Source organism: Streptomyces sp. NPDC088706, from assembly GCF_044752765.1.
In the GTDB taxonomy this organism is placed as follows: Bacteria; Actinomycetota; Actinomycetes; order Streptomycetales; family Streptomycetaceae; genus Streptomyces.
The window spans coordinates 36754-52931 of sequence record NZ_JBIVLW010000017.1; the positions used below are offsets into that span (position 1 = coordinate 36754).

At 73.4% G+C, this 16178-nt stretch carries 15 protein-coding genes; 5 read left to right on the forward strand and 10 right to left on the reverse strand.

Going from position 1 to position 16178, the window contains the following annotated elements; all coding sequences use genetic code 11:
- Nucleotides 1-36: 36 nt before the first annotated feature.
- From ACIQAK_RS27910 to ACIQAK_RS27920, 3 genes are read right to left on the reverse strand one after another with little or no spacing between them, the layout of a single operon-like run.
- Nucleotides 37-1731 carry an L-aspartate oxidase gene (locus tag ACIQAK_RS27910; protein ID WP_366391817.1) on the reverse strand — a complete coding sequence of 565 codons (1695 nt, stop codon included), beginning with the start codon at nucleotides 1729-1731 and terminating at the stop codon, nucleotides 37-39.
- On the reverse strand, nucleotides 1728-2867 hold the full coding sequence (gene panC, locus ACIQAK_RS27915) for a pantoate--beta-alanine ligase (RefSeq protein WP_366391816.1): 1140 nt from the start codon (nucleotides 2865-2867) through the stop codon (nucleotides 1728-1730). The genes ACIQAK_RS27910 and panC overlap by 4 nt, the downstream gene beginning before the upstream one ends.
- Entirely contained in the window at nucleotides 2864-3805 is a 942-nt protein-coding gene (locus ACIQAK_RS27920) for a DUF2520 domain-containing protein (RefSeq protein ID WP_366391815.1), read from the reverse strand. The genes panC and ACIQAK_RS27920 overlap by 4 nt, the downstream gene beginning before the upstream one ends.
- Before the next feature lie 170 nt (nucleotides 3806-3975).
- Between ACIQAK_RS27920 and ACIQAK_RS27925 the strand changes: the two genes are divergently transcribed.
- The gene (locus ACIQAK_RS27925) at nucleotides 3976-5133 is read left to right on the forward strand and encodes a beta-eliminating lyase-related protein (protein ID WP_366391814.1); all 1158 of its coding nucleotides are present in this window, start codon (nucleotides 3976-3978) and stop codon (nucleotides 5131-5133) included.
- A gap of 43 nt (nucleotides 5134-5176) precedes the next feature.
- Here ACIQAK_RS27925 and ACIQAK_RS27930 read toward each other — a convergent pair whose 3' ends face one another.
- Nucleotides 5177-5359 (reverse strand): hypothetical protein, encoded by a 183-nt coding sequence (locus tag ACIQAK_RS27930; protein WP_366391813.1) that lies wholly within the window; start codon nucleotides 5357-5359, stop codon nucleotides 5177-5179.
- 105 nt (nucleotides 5360-5464) lie between these two features.
- On the opposite strand from ACIQAK_RS27930, the gene ACIQAK_RS27935 reads away from it, so the two are divergent.
- Nucleotides 5465-6577 carry a DUF5937 family protein gene (locus ACIQAK_RS27935; protein ID WP_366391847.1) on the forward strand — a complete coding sequence of 371 codons (1113 nt, stop codon included), beginning with the start codon at nucleotides 5465-5467 and terminating at the stop codon, nucleotides 6575-6577.
- A 14-nt stretch (nucleotides 6578-6591) separates the two neighbouring features.
- On the opposite strand, the gene ACIQAK_RS27940 is transcribed toward ACIQAK_RS27935, so the two are convergent.
- Entirely contained in the window at nucleotides 6592-7266 is a 675-nt protein-coding gene (locus ACIQAK_RS27940) for a response regulator transcription factor (protein WP_366391812.1), read from the reverse strand.
- A 69-nt stretch (nucleotides 7267-7335) separates the two neighbouring features.
- Nucleotides 7336-8538, reverse strand: coding sequence for a sensor histidine kinase (locus ACIQAK_RS27945; RefSeq protein ID WP_366391811.1), 1203 nt, complete (start codon nucleotides 8536-8538; stop codon nucleotides 7336-7338).
- 95 nt (nucleotides 8539-8633) lie between these two features.
- Here ACIQAK_RS27945 and ACIQAK_RS27950 point away from each other — a divergent pair, with 95 nt between their 5' ends.
- Both ACIQAK_RS27950 and ACIQAK_RS27955 read left to right on the forward strand, forming a co-directional pair.
- Nucleotides 8634-9620 (forward strand): SAM-dependent methyltransferase, encoded by a 987-nt coding sequence (locus ACIQAK_RS27950; protein WP_366391810.1) that lies wholly within the window; start codon nucleotides 8634-8636, stop codon nucleotides 9618-9620.
- A 127-nt stretch (nucleotides 9621-9747) separates the two neighbouring features.
- Nucleotides 9748-10890, forward strand: coding sequence for an NADH-quinone oxidoreductase subunit D (locus ACIQAK_RS27955; protein ID WP_366391809.1), 1143 nt, complete (start codon nucleotides 9748-9750; stop codon nucleotides 10888-10890).
- Between the two features lie 16 nt (nucleotides 10891-10906).
- Here the strand turns inward: ACIQAK_RS27955 and ACIQAK_RS27960 are convergent, their stop codons facing one another.
- The 4 genes from ACIQAK_RS27960 to ACIQAK_RS27975 form a co-directional block, all read right to left on the reverse strand.
- A complete protein-coding gene (locus ACIQAK_RS27960; protein WP_366391808.1) occupies nucleotides 10907-12088 on the reverse strand; it encodes a hypothetical protein in 1182 nt (393 codons plus the stop codon).
- Nucleotides 12089-12246: 158 nt separating this feature from the next.
- Nucleotides 12247-13218 carry an ABC transporter substrate-binding protein gene (locus ACIQAK_RS27965; RefSeq protein ID WP_366391807.1) on the reverse strand — a complete coding sequence of 324 codons (972 nt, stop codon included), beginning with the start codon at nucleotides 13216-13218 and terminating at the stop codon, nucleotides 12247-12249.
- A 69-nt stretch (nucleotides 13219-13287) separates the two neighbouring features.
- A complete protein-coding gene (locus tag ACIQAK_RS27970) occupies nucleotides 13288-13962 on the reverse strand; it encodes an ABC transporter permease (RefSeq protein WP_366391806.1) in 675 nt (224 codons plus the stop codon).
- A 3-nt stretch (nucleotides 13963-13965) separates the two neighbouring features.
- The gene (locus tag ACIQAK_RS27975) at nucleotides 13966-14769 is read right to left on the reverse strand and encodes an ABC transporter permease (protein ID WP_366391805.1); all 804 of its coding nucleotides are present in this window, start codon (nucleotides 14767-14769) and stop codon (nucleotides 13966-13968) included.
- Between the two features lie 140 nt (nucleotides 14770-14909).
- Here ACIQAK_RS27975 and ACIQAK_RS27980 point away from each other — a divergent pair, with 140 nt between their 5' ends.
- Entirely contained in the window at nucleotides 14910-16088 is a 1179-nt protein-coding gene (locus ACIQAK_RS27980) for a betaine/proline/choline family ABC transporter ATP-binding protein (protein WP_366391804.1), read from the forward strand.
- The last annotated feature ends 90 nt before the right edge of the window (nucleotides 16089-16178 follow it).

Below are 16178 nucleotides of genomic sequence, written 5' to 3' on the forward strand. Positions count from 1 at the left end.
CGGGTGCGGCTCGCGCAGCTGCTTCCAGCAGTCTGCTCAATCCGCCGGACGTACGGGCGGGAATGCGGCGGTCTCCGTGCGGTGGACGACCGGGGTGCGGTCCGGGGCGATGCGGACGACCAGGTGGCGGCGCCAGTGCTCGTCGTCGCGGTCGGGCCGGTCCTCGCGCCAGTGGCAGCCGCGGGTCTCCTCGCGCTCCCGGGCGGCGGCGACCAGGACCCGGGAGACCAGCAGCAGGTTGGTGGCCTCCCAGGCGTCGACCCCGGGGACCGCGTCCTTCGGGTCGGCGGCGTCCACATCGGCGGCGGCGCTGCGGTGCAGGGCCGCCAGCTCCTCGGCGGCGGCGGCCAGGCTGCCGGCGGAGCGGAGGACTCCGGCGCCCCGGGTCATGATGCGCTGGATCGCCGTACGGGCCTCGGGGGCGAGCAGCGGGACGGGGGCGTCGGTGCCCTCGCCCATGGTTTTGGCCGGTTCCGTGCGGGGCGGGCGGGTCTCGGCGATGTCCGCGGCGATGCGCTCGGCGAAGACCAGGCCCTCCAGGAGGGAGTTGGACGCCAGCCGGTTCGCGCCGTGCACCCCCGTGCAGGCGACCTCGCCGCAGGCGTACAGGCCGGGGACGGTCGTGCGGCCGCGCAGGTCGGTGCGGATGCCGCCGGAGGCGTAGTGCGCGGCCGGGGCGACCGGAATCGGCTCGGTGACCGGGTCGATGCCGTGGGCACGGCAGGCGGCCAGGATGGTGGGGAAGCGCTGCTCCCACATCGGCGCGCCGAAGTGCCGGGCGTCCAGATACATGTGCTCGGTGCCGTGCTCGTGCATCTGCCGGGTGATGGCCTTGGCGACGATGTCACGCGGGGCCAGCTCGGCCAGCTCGTGCTGCCCGAGCATGAAGCGGGTGCCGGTGGCGTCGACGAGGTGGGCGCCCTCGCCGCGTACCGCCTCGGAGACCAGCGGCTGCTGGCCCTCGGAGTCGGCGCCGAGGAAGAGGACGGTCGGGTGGAACTGGACGAACTCCAGGTCGGAGACCTCCGCCCCGGCCCGCAACGCGAGTGCCACGCCGTCGCCGGTGGAGACGGAGGGGTTGGTGGTGGCGGAGAAGACCTGGCCCATGCCGCCGGTGGCCAGGACGACCGAGGGGGCGCGGACCGCGCCGACGCCGTCGTGCTGGCCCTCGCCCATGACGTGCAGCGAGACTCCCGCCGTACGGCCTTCGGCGTCGGTGAGCAGGTCCAGGACGAGCGCGTTCTCGATGGTGTGCAGGGCGGCCGAGCGGACCGCCTCGACCAGGGCGCGGGAGATCTCGGCGCCGGTCGCGTCGCCGCCCGCGTGGGCGATGCGGCGGCGGTGGTGGCCGCCCTCGCGGGTGAGCGCTATGTCCCCGCTGTCGGTGGTGTCGAAGTGGGCGCCGGTGGTGATCAGGCGGCGTACGGCGTCGGGGCCCTCGGTGACCAGGGTCCGGACGGCCTCCTCGTCGCAGAGGCCCGCGCCCGCGACCAGGGTGTCGTCCAGGTGCTGCTCGGGGGTGTCGCCCTCGCCGAGCGCCGCGGCGATACCGCCCTGGGCCCAACGGGTCGAGCCGTCGTCGAGGCGGGCCTTGGTGACGACCACGGTGTCCAGGCCGGCGGCCGCGCAGCGCAGGGCGGTGGTGAGACCGGCGACCCCGGAGCCGACCACCACGACGTCCGCGTCGATGGCCCAGCCGGGGGCGGGGGCGGTCAGCCGTATTCCGGTCACGTCAGGGCTCCGAAGGTGAGGGGGATGTTGTCGATGAGGCGGGTGTCCCCGACCCGGGCGGCGACGGCGAGGATCGCCTCCCCGCTCTCGCGGTCGTCGGGGATCTCGGTGAAGTCCGCCGGGTCGACCAGGGCCAGGTAGTCCAGGACGAGGGGGTGCCTGCCCCGGGCGGCCGCCTCCTCCAGGATCGCGCGCGCGTTGGCCCGTACGGCGGCGGGCGCCCCGTTCGGCCGGGCCAGCGCCACGGCCTGGGCGTCGGCGGCGGCCCGGGCCTCGCCGAGTTTGTTGAGCCCGGCGGCCCGGTCGCCCCCGGGCGCGGTGGCCTTGGCGCGTTCGTGCAGGGCCTGCTGGGCGGCGAGCCGGTCCTGGGCGGCGAACAGGGCGCGGGGCAGGGCGAGCGCGGTGTGCCGCTCGTCGGCCGAGAGGAACCTGTTGCGGCTGGAGAGCGCGAGGCCGTCGGCGTCGCGGACGGTGGGGACGCCGGTGATCCGGACGGGGAAGTTCAGGTCGCGGACCATGCGGCGGATCAGGGCCAGCTGCTGGGCGTCCTTCTGCCCGTAGAACGCCTCGTCGGGGCGGGTGAGGTGGAGGAGCTTGGCGACGACGGTGAGCATCCCGTCGAAGTGGCCGGGGCGGGCGGCGCCTTCGAGCCGTTCGCCCATGGGGCCCGCGGTGATCCGGACCTGGGGCTCTCCGCCGGGGTAGACCTCCTCCACACCGGGGGCGAAGACGGCGTCGGCGCCGGCGGCCGCCGCGGTCTCCAGGTCGGCGTCCAGGGTGCGCGGGTAGCGGTCCAGGTCGGCGGCCTCGCCGAACTGGAGCGGGTTCACGAAGACCGTGACCACGACCTGTCCGTCCGGGCCCGCCGCCGTGCGGGCGGCGCGGATCAGGGTGGCGTGGCCCTCGTGGAGGGCGCCCATGGTCATGACGACGGCCCGCTCGGCCCCGGCGGGGCGGGGCAGCGCGTCGAGCTCGGCGGCGGTGCGCAGGAGGGCGGGGGCGGTGGGGGCGGTCCCCCGGTGACCTTGGTGACCTTGGTGACCTGGGTGACCTGGGTGACCTGGGTGACCTTGGTGACCTGGGTGACCTTGGTGACCGTGGTGACCCGTGTTGTCCCTGTCTCCGGTCGTCGTCATCGGATCTCCCCCGGTCCCGGGCGGCTCTCCTGGTCGGCCAGGGCGACGAGCAGGTCCTCCGCCAGCTCCGGCTTGAGCAGGCCATGGGCCAGGGCCCGGTCGGCCGTGGCGCGGGCCATCGCAAGGTAGCCGCCGACCATCTGCGGGGCGTGCGCGCGCAGCTCCGAGACATGGGCGGCGACCGTGCCCGCGTCGCCCCGGGCCACCGGGCCGGTCAGCGCGGCGTCACCGGAGCGCAGGGCGTTGTCCAGGGCGGCGCCCAGCAGCGGGCCGAGCATCCGGTCCGGGGCGGTGACCCCGGCCTCGGCCAGCAGCTCCATCGACTCGGCGACCAGGGTGACCAGGTGGTTCGCGCCCAGGGCGAGGGCCGCGTGGTAGAGCGGACGGGACTCCTCGGCGATCCACTCGGGCTCACCGCCCATCTCGATGACCAGCGCCTCGGCGGCCAGCCGCAGCTCCTCGGGGGCGGTGACCCCGAAGGAGCAGCCCGCGAGCCGCTGGACGTCGACGGAGGAGCCGGTGAACGTCATCGCCGGGTGCAGCGCCAGCGGCAGGGCCCCGGCCCGCAGCGCGGGGTCCAGGACCCGGGCCCCGTACCGCCCGGAGGTGTGGACGAGCAGCTGTCCCGGCCGTACGGCACCGGTCTCGGCGAGCCCCTCGACCAGCGAGGGCAGCGCGTCGTCGGGGACGGTCAGCAGCACCAGCTCGGCGCGGGCGAGCACCTCCGCGGGCGTCACCACGGGCACGTCGGGGAGCAGGGCGGCCGCGCGGCGCCGGGAGGCGTCGGAGACACCCGAGACGGCCACCGGGCGGTGCCCGGCGAGCTGGAGCGCGGCGGCGAGTGCGGGGCCGACGCGGCCCGCTCCCACGACGCCGACGGTGAGGCGGGCGGGGCGGTCCCTCGCGTCGAGGGGTTCCTTCGGAACTGTCGTGTTCACGCGGCGATGGCCTTCCGTTCCAGTCCGCGGGGGGTACCGGACGATTTCTCTGCATGCTACGCCAGCGTTTCGACGAAGCCCGCCCGCCGCCCACAGCCTGTGGATAACTCTGCGGTGCCGACGGGACATCCCCCGGGCGTGCCGTCAGAGGTCCGGGGGATGATCGTCCCATGACAGCCATGGATGAGCAGGAGCAGCGGCGGCGCCGACTGGCCGCCTGGCGGGGGTCCCACCGGGTGCTGGCGCGCCGGGGCACGGACGGCACGGTGGGCGAGGGGCTCGCGGCGCTGGCGGCCGCCGCCGGTTCCGTACACGATCCGGACGACGCGGTGGACGTGTACGGGGGCGGGGTCGTCGCCGAGCTGGAGCGGCGGGTGGCCGGGCTGCTGGGGACGGAGGCGGCGGCGTTCTTCCCGACCGGCACCATGGCCCAGCAGGTCGCGCTGCGGTGCTGGGCGGGGCGCACGGGCAACGCGACGGTGGCGCTGCACCCCCTGGCCCACCCGGAGCTGCACGAGGAGGGGTCGCTCGGGGCGGTGAGCGGGCTGCGCACGGTGCACCTGACGTCGGCACCCCGGATGCCGGGCGCCGAGGAGGTGCGGGACCACCCCGAGCCGTTCGGCACGCTGATGCTGGAGCTGCCGCTGCGGGACGCCGGGTTCGTGCTGCCGACCTGGGACGAGCTGGCGGAGACCGTGGCGGCGGCCCGGGAGCGGGACGCGGTGGTCCACCTGGACGGGGCGCGGCTGTGGGAGTGCGGTCCGCACTTCGGCCGGGACCTTCAGGAGATCGCGGCGCTCGCGGACAGCGTGTACGTGTCCTTCTACAAGTCGCTGGACGGGCTGTCGGGGGCGGCGCTGGCGGGCCCGTCCACGCTGGTGGAGGAGGCGCGGGTGTGGCGCCACCGGTACGGGGGCCAGGTCTTCCAGCAGTACCCGGCGGCACTCTCCGCCCTCATCGGTCTGGACCGGGAGCTGCCCCGGCTGCCGTCGTACGTGGCCCACGCGAAGGTGGTGGCCGGGGCGATGGCGGAGGGGTTCGCGGAGGCGGGGGTTCCGTGGTTCCGGGTGCGTCCGGAGCCGCCGCACACACAGCAGTTCCAGGTCTGGCTGCCGTACGCGGCCGAGGTGCTGGACGAGGCGTCGCTGCGGCAGGCGGAGGAGACGGGCGTGACGTTGTTCCGGCGCTGGGGTGAGGGGGCGGCCGGGGCCGCCGGGTCGCCGCCGGGGGTGTCGGTCACCGAGGTGACGGTTTCGGGGGCCGGGCTGGAGTGGTCGGCGGAGGATGTGCGGGTGGCGGTGGCCGGGTTCGTGGAGCTCCTGGAGTAGGGCCCGTGTCGAGTGGCCGGCCCGCGGCACCGGGGCTCCGTCCTCAACCGCCGGACGGGCTGGGGTGGGGCCGGGCGGGCTGGTTTTCGGTCGGCGGGTGGGTCAGCCAGTGGTGGTACAGGTCGCGCAGCGTCCTGCGGTCGTGGCGGCCCGGCGGGGGCGGGGCGAGCTCGCCGAGGCGGGCCGCGCGGTAGGTGTCGAGCATGTGCTGCTGAAGGGCGTCCATGTATTCAGCGTGCGCAGGTCACCCCGGGGGCCGCGCGCTGATTGACGGCCCCCGTCAAATGGAACGACGAGCCCGTCCGCGTACCCGCACTATGTACGGGTGAGCGTGACCATAGACATCGCGGGCCTGCCCTCCGAGCGCATCGATTTTGCGACCTCCCCCCTCGCCGAACTGGGGGTCGCCCTGCACGCGCTCTCCGAGCCCGGCCACCACCCCGGCGTACACGGCTGGGCCACCGCCACCGCGGCGGCCCTGGAGCCCGATCTCGCCGACCGGCTGCTGGAGGCGGAGTTCCTCTGGCGGAACACCTTCTCCGACATCCTCATGCCGTTCGCCGGGATCCGCGGGGGCGACGGCAGGACCGGCGCGACCCTCGCCGAGGACCTGGACATCCTGGACCGGCTGGACGACGAGCGGTTCGTCACCGCCGCGCTGGAGTTCACCTGCACCAGCCTGTACGGGTCGGGCGCCGCCTCCCCGCTGTCGGACCCGGCGATGCGGGCCCGCGCTCTGGAGATGGCGGCGGCCCGCGGCCCGCGGCAGGTCGAGTTCACCCAGCGGCTGCTGGCCGACCCCGCCCCCGTACGCCGCTGGCTGAGGCGGCTCTTCGAAGACCTCGACCAGGCGTTCTTCGCGGACACCTGGCGCCGGGTCTCCGTCCAGCTGGTCGCCGACGCGCGGCACAAGACGGAGCTGCTGCGACGCAAGGGCCTCGGGGAGGCGCTGGGGGCGGTCTCCGCCGCCATGACCGTGGACGAGGAGGCGGGCAGGATCTCCATCGACAAGCTGGCCGAGGGCCGGACCACCGCCGTCGACCCGGCCGTCGGCACCGGGCTCACCCTGATGCCCAGCAGCTTCGGCTGGCCGCACCTGATGGTGCTGCACGCCCCCGGCTGGCGGCCGGTGATCCACTACCCGGTCCGGATGCCCGACCTGCCGACCCCCGCCTCCGTGGAACTGCTCCAGCTCCGGATGGAGGCCCTGGCCCACCCGTTGCGGATGCGCCTGTGCCGCAACCTGGCCCGCTCCCCGTACACCACCGGCGAACTGGCCGACTCGCACAACATCACCGCGCCCGAGGTCTCCCGGCACCTGTCGGTACTCAAGAAGGCCGGCCTGATCACGACCCGCCGCCGCGGGCGGTACGTCCTGCACCAGCTGGACCTGACGGTCGTCGCGCGCATCGGCAGCGACTTCCTGGAGGGCGTGCTGCGCTGACCGGCGACGCCGGTTCAGCCCGTTCCGCCGCCGGCGCGCACCAGACCCGTCTCGTAGGCGAGGACGACGACCTGGACCCGGTCGCGCAGGCTCAGCTTGGTCAGGATCCGGCCGACGTGCGTCTTGACCGTCGCCTCGGAGAGGACGAGACGGGCCGCGATCTCCCCGTTCGACAGGCCCTGCGCGACCAGGAGCATCACTTCGCGTTCGCGTTCGGTGAGCTTCTCGATGTGCTTGTTCCTCGGCTCCTTCTCGCTGCTGGGCAGCATCGGGGAGAACCGGTCGAGCAGGCGGCGGGTGGTGGAGGGGGCGACGACGGCGTCACCGCTGTGCACCGAGCGGATCGCGGAGAGCAGTTCGGCGGGCGGCACGTCCTTGAGCATGAAGCCGCTGGCGCCCGCCTTGAGCCCGGAGAAGGCGTACTCGTCCAGGTCGAACGTGGTCAGGATCAGCACCTTGGGCGGCTGGGGCCGGCCGCAGATCCGGCTGGTCGCCTCGACGCCGTCCATCCGGGGCATGCGGACGTCCATCAGGACCACGTCGACGGCGGTGGAGCGCAGGATGTCGATCGCCTCGGCGCCGTCCCCGGCCTCGGCCACGACCTCCATGTCGGGCTGGGCGGCCAGGACCATCCGGAAGCCCGTACGCAGCAGCACCTGGTCGTCGACGAGCATCACGCGGATCGCCATGGGGTCTGTCCTGTCCTGTCTGGGTGGTGAGGGGGTTGCTCTGGTGGGGTGGGAGGGTGGTGGCCGGGGTCAGTCGGCGGGCTTGAGCGGCAGCAGCGCGCTGATCCGGAATCCGCCGCCGGGCCGCGGCCCCGCGTCCAGGGTGCCGCCGACCATGCCCACCCGCTCCCGCATCCCGATCATCCCGTGCCCGGCGCCGTCCGCGCCGCCGTCCTCGTACAGCTCGTGCGCCGCGCCCCGGCCGTCGTCCTCGACCAGCAGCCCGAGGCCGTCGTCGAAGTAGACAAGCCGGACACTCGCCCCGGCATCGGGGCCGCCGTGCTTGCGGGTGTTGGTGAGGGCTTCCTGCACGATGCGGTACGCGGTCAGCTCCACGCCGCTGGGCAGCGGCCGGGCGGTGCCCTCCACCTTGAAGTCCACCGCCAGACCGGTCTGCCGGACCTGCTCGATCAGGTCCTCGATCTGCTCCACGTCGGGCTGCGGAACGTACTCCCCGCTCTCCGGCGCGTCACCGGTCCGCAGCACCCCCAGCAGCCGCCGCATCTCGGCCAGCGCCTGCCGGCCGGTGGAGGAGATCGTCTCCAGCGCCTGCCGGGCCTGGTCGGGCGCCGCCTCCATCACGTACGCGGCGCCATCGGCCTGAACCACCATCACGGAGACGTTGTGCGCGACGACATCGTGCAGTTCGCGGGCGATCCGGGCCCGTTCGGCGGCCACCGCGACCTTGGACTGCGCCTCGCGCTCCCGCTCCAGCCGGGCGGCGCGCTCCTCCAGCTGGTTGAAGTAGGCGCGCCGGGTCCGCAGCGAGTCGCCCATCACCCAGGCCAGCACGAACGGCACCGTCATGATGACCGTCACGAAGACCAGCTGGGGCCAGGACGCGCCCGGCTCGGGGTCCCAGCGCAGCTGCGAGAGACCGGCCGCGCTCAGGCTGCAGATCAGGGCGAGCCGGGAGGCCCAGCGCTCCCCGATCGTGGCCACCGTGAAGGTGATCACCAGCATCGCGAAGTTGCCGATGCCGGGCCGGACGTCGAAGACCAGCTGGCCCACGCCCACCGCGATGGCGAGCAGCAGCATTCTCTCCGGCAGCCGCCGGCGCAGGGCCACGACCGTGGAGAGGCCGAGCGCAACCGGAATGGCGAGGACCTGCTCCTGCCCGGCGTCGTACATGCCCGACGCCATCGACATGCCGGAGAGCCCGAGGAGGACGACCGCCCAGAAGACGTCGACGCCCAACGGGTGTCTGCGGAGGAAATCGTAGAGGCGCTGCACGTAGCCAGCGTAAGGACAGCGGATAGGTGCCCGGGTCAACCGGAGGGCCGATCCAGGTTCTGGGACCGTACTCCCCAAGGTGGAGACTTGCCCGCATGACGGAGGAGTGGCAGGGGTGGCGGGAGGCGGCGCAGACCGCTCTGTACGGGGACGAGGGCTTCTACCGGAGCCCAATCCGGAGCCCGGAGGGGCCGGCGGGCCACTTCCGTACGTCGGTCCACGCGTCGCCCCTGTTCGCCCGGGCGGTGGCCGGGCTGCTGGCCCGGACGGCGAGCGAGCTGTCCACCGGCCCGGTGGCCCTGGTCGACGTGGGGGCGGGCCGCGGTGAGCTGCTGACCGGGGTGCTCGCCGCCGTACCGGAGGGGCTGGAGGTGATCTCGTACGGGGTGGAGGTCGCCGCCCGTCCGCCGGGCCTGGACCCGCGGATCGTCTGGTGCGCCGAGCCGCCCCGGGGCGTCACCGGGCTGCTGTTCGCCAACGAGTGGCTGGACAACGTGCCGGTGGACGTGGCGGAGGTCGACGGGGACGGTGTCGCCCGGTACGTCCAGGTGCGGATCGCGGACGGTGCCGAGCGCCTCGGTCCGCCGGTGACCGGGGCGGACGCCGCCTGGCTGGAGCGGTGGTGGCCGCTGTCCGCGCCGGGCGGGCGGGCGGAGATCGGGCTGCCCCGGGACCGCGCGTGGGCGGGTGCGGTCGGCTCGCTCGCGGCCGGGCTGGCGGTGGCGGTGGACTACGCGCACGTACGGGGCGCCCGGCCGCCCTTCGGGACGCTGACCGGGTTCCGGGGCGGGCGGGAGGTGCGCCCGGTGCCGGACGGCTCCTGCGACCTGACCGCGCATGTGGCGCTGGACGCGTGCGCGGCGGGGGCGCCGGGGGCCGCCGGGCTCACGGACCAGCGTGCGGCGCTGCATGAGCTGGGGATCACCGGTGACCGGCCGCCGCTGAGTCTGGCCGCCGCCGATCCGGGGGCGTACGTACGGGCGCTGGCGTCGGCGGGCGAGGCGGCGGAGCTGACCGCGCGTGGCGGGCTCGGCGACTTCGGCTGGCTGCTGCACCGGGTGGCGGCGCCGGGGCACGGGTGACCGCCCCGGCGCGGTGAACCGCGGGGCGCGAGTGACGTGCGGGCGCGGGTGGCCGCCGCGCCGGAGGTGACCGTCGGGGTACGGGTAACCGCCGTGGCGCGGGTCCGGGCAGGGAATACTGGCCCTCATGACGGAGACGACCATCGGCATCGGCGGCGCGGCGGAGAGCACCGACATGGTGCTGAACATCGGCCCGCAGCACCCCTCGACCCACGGCGTGCTCCGGCTGCGGATCGTCCTGGACGGGGAACGCATCCAGCACGCCGAGCCGGTCATCGGCTACATGCACCGGGGCGCGGAGAAGCTGTTCGAGGCGCGCGACTACCGGCAGATCATCATGCTGGCCAACCGCCACGACTGGCTCTCCGCCTTCTCGAACGAGCTGGGTGTCGTGATGGCCGTCGAGCGGATGCTCGGCATGGAGGTGCCCGAGCGCGCGGTCTGGACGCGGACGCTGCTCGCCGAGCTCAACCGGGTCCTCAACCACCTCATGTTCCTCGGCTCCTACCCGCTCGAACTCGGCGGCATCACCCCGGTCTTCCACGCCTTCCGGGAGCGCGAGGAGCTCCAGGCGGTGATGGAGGAGGTCTCCGGCGGCCGGATGCACTACATGTTCAACCGGGTCGGCGGGCTCAAGGAGGACGTTCCGGCGGGCTGGTCGGGCCGGGTCCGCGACGCCGTCGCCTCGGTCCGCTCCCGGATGGACGTCTACGAGAACCTGGTCCTCGGCAACGAGATCTTCCGGGGCCGTACGCGCGATGTCGGCGTGCTCTCCGCCGAGGCCGTGCACGCGTACGGGGTGTCGGGGCCCATCGCCCGCGCCTCCGGCGTCGACTTCGACCTGCGGCGCGACGAGCCGTATCTCGCCTACGGGGAGCTCCAGGACACCCTGGAGGTGGTCACCCGGACCGAGGGCGACTGCCTGGCCCGCTTCGAGTGCCTGCTGGAGCAGACCCTCAACTCCCTGGACCTGGCCGACGCGTGCCTGGACCGGATGGCCGGCCTGGAGCCGGGGCCGGTCAACCAGCGGCTGCCCAAGGTGCTGAAGGCGCCCGAGGGGCACACGTACGCCTGGACGGAGAACCCGCTCGGCGTCAACGGCTACTACCTGGTCTCCAAGGGCGAGAAGACCCCGTACCGGCTGAAGCTGCGCTCCGCCTCCTTCAACAACATCCAGGCGCTCACCGAGCTGCTGCCGGGGACGCTGGTCGCCGACATGGTGGCGATCCTGGGTTCGCTCTTCTTCGTCGTCGGGGACATCGACAAGTAACCGGCGGGCTCGCGCGTCAGGACACCGCGCCGCGCAGCTCGGCCACGTCGATCTGTTCGGTCTCGTCGTGCGCGGTGAGGTCGATGACCTTGCCGACGGCCCGGTTCTGCGCCGCTCCCGTGCGGTGGGCGGCGAGCGCCTCCTCGCCGACGACATCCGCGAGGTCCTCGTTCTGTACGGCCTCGATCGCGGCGTTCGTCTTCTGCGTGCCGAAGAAGTCGAAGCTGCCCCCGGGGACCAGGTGGCGGCGGGCCGCGGCGTACGGCACGACGGCCGAGGCGGCGGGGGTCCTGCGCGGTACGTGCACGGGTGCGGAGGAGGCCGGAGCCTCCGCCGCGGGGGCCTTCGCGGCCGGGGCGCGCGGGGCCGGGGCCTGCGCGGCCGGGGCCGGCGGGGCCGGGGCCTGCGCGGCCGGGGCCTTCGCGGCCGGGGCCTTCGCGGCCGGGGCGGGCGGGGCCGGGGCGGGCGGGGCGGGCGGCGCCGGGGCCTTCGCGGCCGGGGCGGGCGACGGGCGGCGGTGCTGGTGGTGCTCGCCCGCCCCGGGGGCCGCCGCGCCCTTCCCCTGCGGGCCCGTCCCCTGCGCGCCCCGCTCCGCGGCCTCCCGCTGCCGGGCGGCCTCCGCGGTGCGGCGCGCTTCCTGGAGCGCGGCGTTGTGCGTGAGGTTCAACAGGGCCTCGTCCGCGCGGCGGTAGGCGGCCGGGGTCGGCGTCGACCGTCCGGTGGGCAGCTCCGGGGGCGCGGCGGCGGCCTCGATGGCGAGCTGCCTGCGGCCCTCCAGCGCACTGGCCCGCTCGGTCTCGGCGTTGGCGTACCGGCGCAGCAGACCCGCGTGCTCCCCGCGCAGTCCGGCGAGCTCCACGCGCTTGCGGCGGAGCTTGGTCTCCAGACGGGTGCGCAGCTCGCGCGCCTCCTCCAGGTCCTGCTCCAGCTCGGCTATCCGCTCCTCGGCCCGCCACTCGTCACGGGTGCGTGCCCGCGTCAGCTCGGCGACCCGCAGCCCCGCGGCCCGGTCCCAGCTGCGCATCAGATACGCGCCGGTCAGGGCGGCGGCGGCCACGGCGGCCACCAGGCCGCGCAGGGCGAGGGGTTCGGCGAGCAGCCAGGCGCCGGAGGCACCGACGACCGACACTCCCGCCACCACGGAGGGCGGCAGGATTCTGTGCAGGGGTGGCGAATGACGGTGGCGTCCACGTGGCATGGCCTGAAATTTACCGTGTGTGCGCGCCACTTGGGGGGCCGCTCGGCAATCTGTTCCCCGCCGGTTACCTCGCGGCCCCCGAAACCCCTACTTCCTGGTCGAGAACTACTTCTCGAACAGGCCCTCACCACTCGTTCAGGGCCCTTCCCGATCAGGGCTTACTTCTTGATCAGGTCCTTCGACCCCAGATACTCCTTGGCCACGTCGCTCGGCTTGGCGCGCTCGGCGTCGACCTTGCGGTTCAGCTCCGCGAGATCCTCCGTGGTGAGCGTGTCGGTGAGCTTTCCGAGCGCGTCGGCGATCTCCGGGGCGCCCGCGTCCTTGGCATTGAGGACCGGCAGGACGTTGTCGGCGTTCTGGAGCTTCTTGTCGTCCTCCAGGAACACCAGCCCGTCCAGCACCGCGTCCGTGGTGGTCGTCAGGACCAGCTCGACCTTGCCGTCGCGGACGGCCTGCTTGGACTGGGGGGTGCCGACGCCCTTGGGGTCGATACCCGTGACGTCGATGCCGTACGTCTTCTTCAGACCGGGTGCGCAGAAGGGCCGCACCTCGCACTCGTCGCCCGCCGCGATCTTCACCTTGAGCTTCGACTTCCCGAGATCGGAAAGGGTCTTGAGGTTGTTCTTCTCGGCGAATTCCTCGGAGACCGCGAAGGCGTTCTGGTCGACGGCCTTCCCGGCCGGGAGCACCTTGAGACCCAGCGGGCCCGCGAGCTTCTCCAGGGCAGTGACCGTGGCGTCGGCGTCCCCGGAGGCGAGGGGGGTGCTCTGGGCCTTCTTCGCCCCGTTCACCTTGGCATTGAGGAATTCGGTGATGGTGGCCGCGTATTCCGGTACGACGTCGATCTCGCCCTTCTCCAGCGAGGGTTCGTACAGCTCACGGTTCTTGACCGTGGTGATCGAGGTGTCGTACCCGGCGTCGCCCAGGATCTGCGCGTACAGCTCGGCGAGCACCTTGGACTCGGTGAACGAGGCCGAGCCGACGACGAGGGAGCCCTTCTCGCCGCCGCCCGACGAGCCGGAGTCGCCGCCCTTCTCCTGCTCGAGGCTGTCGCCGCCGCAGGCCGCCAGCGACCCTGCCAGCGCCACCATGCCGATGACCGCTCCGGCTATCCGCGAGGTCCTGCTCATGTTGTTCTCCGTCCGAACAGAAGAAAAAAGATGACCAAAGGGAAGAAGTCGGGGGGGGCCGCACGGCCCTTACGCGGTCCGGCGGCGGCGCAGCGGTGACAGCACCCGGTCCAGCGCCACCAGCACCCCCTCCACCAGCAGGGCGAGCGCGGCGACCAGGATGGCGCCCGCGAAGACCTGCGCGGTGTCGTAGGTGTTGAACCCGGCGGTGATGATCCGGCCGAGGCCGCCGAGACCGACCATGGCGGCGATCGAGGCGGTGGCCACGACCTGGACGGCGGCGGAGCGCAGCCCGGTCATGATCATCGGGTAGGCGAGAGGCAGCTCGACCCGGCGGAACAGCTGCCCGCCGGACATCCCCATGCCCCGGGCGGCCTCCACCACGGACCGGTCCACCTCCCGCATGCCGACATAGGCGTTGGTCAGCAGCGGCGGCACGGCGAACAGCACCAGCGCGATGATCGTGGGCCAGTAGCCGGAGTTGCGCAGGGGCGTGACCATGAACAGGGCCAGCACCGCGAAGACCGGGATGGCCCGCCCCACGTTGGAGATGTTGACCGCCAGCGCACCGCCCTTGCCGATGTGGCCCAGATACAGGGCGAGCGGCAGGGCGATGGCGCAGGCCACCGCCAGGGCGACCCCGCTGACGTACAGATGCTCGCCGAGCCGGTGCGCGGCTCCGCCGTCGCCCGACCAGTTGGCCCCGGTGGTCAGCCAGGTCCAGGCTTCGCCGATGACTCCCACGGGTCAGCCCGCCTCCACCTTCGCCGGGGCGGGTATGCCCGCCGGACCGCCCGAACCGTCAGGACCGTTGAGACCGCCGCCCGAACCACCCGGGCCGCTCGACGTGCCGCCCGCACCCGTACGCGTATCCCCCGTCGCCGCCCGTATACGCGTCCAGGGCGTCAGCAGCCGCTGGAGGCCGAGGAGCAGCAGGTCCGCCGTGACCGCGAGCAGCACGCACAGCACCGAGGCGGCGAGCACCTGGGCCTTGAAGAAGCTCGGCAGCGCGTCCTCGATGAGATTGCCGAGGCCGCCCTTGCCGACGAGCGAACCGACCGTGGTCAGCGCGACCGTCGACACGGTGGCTATGCGCAGCCCCGCCATCAGCGCGGGCAGCGCGAGCGGGAGCTCCACCTCCCACAGCAGCCGCCACGGCCCGTATCCCATGCCCCGGGCGGCCTCCTTGGCGTCCTCCGGGACCGCTTCGAGGCCGGCCAGGATGTTCCGCACCAGGATGGTCAGCGAATAGAGCACCAGGCCCGTGACGACCAGCGCGGCGGAGAGCCCGAAGAGGGGCAGCAGCAGCGAGAACATCGCCAGCGAGGGCACGGTGTAGAGGATCGTCGTCAGACCGAGCACCGGTCCGGCGAAGCCCCGGCCCCGGCGGGCGAGCAGCGCCAGCGGAAAGGCCACCGCGAGCCCGATGAGCACCGAGACCACCGTGATCCCGATGTGCTGCACGGTGGCGTCCGTCAACTCCTGACTGCGGGAGCGCAGATACTCACCGCAGATCCAGTCGTTCGTCGCCAGGCAGTTCTGTCCGGCCATCCGGCCCCCACCTCCCGTTTCCCCGTCGCGCCCGTGTCGAACTGATGTCTGGCGAGCCTATCCTCGACCACTGACAATCGCGGAAGCTGTCGCATTCCAGCAACATGCCCTTCACAGAACGCCCTCCACAATGGGGAATCATGATCCGTTTCGAGCACGTCACCAAGCGGTACGCGGATGGCACCACCGCCGTCGACGACCTTTCCTTCGAGGTCGCCGAGGGTGAACTGGTCACGCTCGTCGGACCTTCCGGCTGCGGCAAGACGACCACGATGAAGATGGTGAACCGGCTGATCGAACCGACCGAGGGGACGATATTCCTCGACGGGGACGACATAGCCGCCATCGACCCCGTCGAACTCCGCCGCCGTATCGGCTATGTGATCCAGCAGGTGGGCCTCTTCCCGCACAGGACGGTGCTGGAGAACACCGCGACCGTCCCCCATCTCCTGGGCTGGAAGCGCGGAAAGGGACGCGAGCGCGCGGCCGAACTGCTCGACCTCGTCGGACTCGACCCCGCCGTCTACGGCGACCGCTATCCGGAACAGCTCTCCGGGGGTCAGCGTCAGCGCGTCGGTGTCGCCCGCGCCCTGGCGGCCGATCCGCCCGTCCTGCTGATGGACGAGCCCTTCGGCGCGGTCGACCCGGTGGTCCGCGAACGGCTCCAGAACGAATTCCTGAAACTCCAGGCCCAGGTCCGTAAAACCGTGCTGTTCGTCACCCACGACATCGAGGAGGCGGTCCGCCTCGGCGACCGGATCGCCGTGTACGGGCAGGGCCGCATCGAGCAGTTCGACTCCCCCGCCACCGTCCTCGGCGCCCCCGCCACCCCGTACGTGGCCGACTTCGTCGGCGCCGACCGGGGACTGAAGCGGCTCTCGGTGACCCCGATCGAGGAGAGCGACCTCGACCAGCCCCCGGTCGTCCACCTCGACGACTCCCTCGCCGAGGCCACCGGGCGCCTGCGGACCGGGGGCGCGCGCTGGGCCGTCGTCCTGGACGGCCGGGACAACCTGCACGGCTGGATTCCCGCCGACGCGAGCGCCGCGGCCGGGGACGCGGCGAAGGCCACCGTCCGCGAGCACGCCCGCCGGATGGAGGCCTGGCTCCCGCTCGGCGCCCCGCTCAAGCAGGCGTTCGCCACCATGCTCCAGCACGACGCGGGCTGGATCGCGGTCATCGACAAGGAGAGCGAGGGCCGCTTCCTCGGCGTGCTGACCCCCGCCCGGCTGCACGAGGCGCTGCGCCGCTCGATCGACGCCGACGCCCAGGCGCTGCCGCGCGCGGAGGTGGCCGTGGAGACGGTCGCCGGCGCGTAGCCCCGGCGCCGGGGCCTCCACCGGTCGCCACCGTACGGCCCGGCAGCACGGGTACGTCACGGCGGCGGCCGCCACGACCGCCAGAAGTGC